2 protein-coding genes are annotated in these 898 nt (G+C 63.7%); both read left to right on the forward strand.

What is annotated here, in order from left to right:
* A partial coding sequence (gene ssuC / locus HX846_RS08730; protein WP_178965271.1) for an aliphatic sulfonate ABC transporter permease SsuC occupies positions 1 to 712 on the forward strand: 712 nt, incomplete at its 5' end.
* Positions 709 to 898 (forward strand): ATP-binding cassette domain-containing protein (locus HX846_RS08735; protein WP_178965272.1); only part of this gene is annotated, 190 nt, incomplete at its 3' end. The genes ssuC and HX846_RS08735, both read left to right, overlap by 4 nt.

Raw genomic sequence — 898 nt, forward strand, 5'->3', positions numbered from 1 at the left:
CGTCTCGGCCGGCTGGTTGTCGACGCGCATTCTGCCGGCACCCAGCGCGGTGATCGAAGCGGGTGTCAGCCTGGTGCGTAGCGGCGAAATCTGGACCCACCTGGCCATCAGCGGCTGGCGTGCGGGCCTGGGCTTTGTGATCGGCGGCAGCATCGGCCTGACCCTGGGGTTTATCACCGGCCTGTCGACCTGGGGTGAACGCCTGCTGGACAGCTCGGTGCAGATGATCCGCAACGTGCCGCACCTGGCGCTGATCCCGCTGGTGATCCTGTGGTTCGGCATCGACGAGACGGCGAAGATATTCCTGGTCGCCCTCGGCACGCTGTTCCCGATCTATCTCAATACTTACCACGGCATCCGCAACGTCGACCCGGCGCTGGTGGAAATGGCCCGCAGTTATGGCCTGTCCGGTTTCAGCCTGTTTCGCCAAGTGATTTTGCCGGGCGCCTTGCCTTCGATTCTGGTGGGCGTGCGCTTCGCGCTGGGCTTTATGTGGCTGACGTTGATCGTCGCGGAAACCATCTCCGCCAGTTCCGGTATCGGCTACCTGGCGATGAACGCCCGGGAATTCCTGCAGACCGACGTGGTGGTTCTGGCGATCGTGCTTTACGCGGTCCTCGGCAAGCTGGCAGACCTGGCGGCGCGAGGCCTGGAGCGAGTCTGGCTGCGCTGGCACCCGGCTTATCAAGTGAATAAAGGAGGTGCGGCATGACCGCTCAACAACCTCCACGCCTGCTGCGGGGCATTCCCCTGGCAGTGCGCAAGTTGCGCAAGGCTTTCGGTTCGCGGGAAGTGCTGAAGGAAATCGACCTGCATATTCCTGCCGGTCAATTCGTGGCGGTCGTGGGCCGCAGTGGCTGCGGCAAAAGTACCTTGCTGCGCCTGCTGGCCGGGCTGG

Source organism: Pseudomonas sp. K5002 (assembly GCF_013386655.1).
GTDB lineage: Bacteria > Pseudomonadota > Gammaproteobacteria > Pseudomonadales > Pseudomonadaceae > Aquipseudomonas.